At 42.9% G+C, this 324-nt stretch carries 1 protein-coding gene; it reads right to left on the bottom strand.

All coding sequences use genetic code 11. The annotated features are described in order from the left end of the window. Window positions 1-212: 212 nt before the first annotated feature. Window positions 213-324, bottom strand: a 112-nt coding sequence (locus tag HC175_RS24520) for a UvrB/UvrC motif-containing protein (protein WP_168140007.1), incomplete at its 5' end; no start/stop codon positions are given.

The raw sequence follows: 324 nt of genomic DNA, 5'->3' as shown, positions 1-324 counted from the left end.
CCGGGATCTGCCGTGTGAATATCGAGTTGTGCCTTGGGATCTGTAGTATTTATCCCAACCTGTGCAGCGGTTTTTGTCAACCACAAGAAGCCGAGCACCACCAATAAGATGTTTCTTTTCAAAGCTGAAAGGTTTGTGGGGAGGCACCAAAGAGAAATAAATATAAATATTTATTCTTCTGAAGCAGAAGCTTCTATAATTATTTTAACACTTTAAGATGCCGTCTGCACTTTCTCCTGCAGCATTTTGATCTCATCCCGCAGTTTAGCGGCAGTCATAAAATCCAGCTCTTTCGCTGCCGATTCCATTGCCTTGCGTTTTTCC

Source organism: Salinimicrobium oceani (assembly GCF_012037645.1).
The sequence above is the reverse complement of the archived record's forward strand: the minus strand, read 5'-3'. Positions and strand labels throughout refer to the sequence as shown.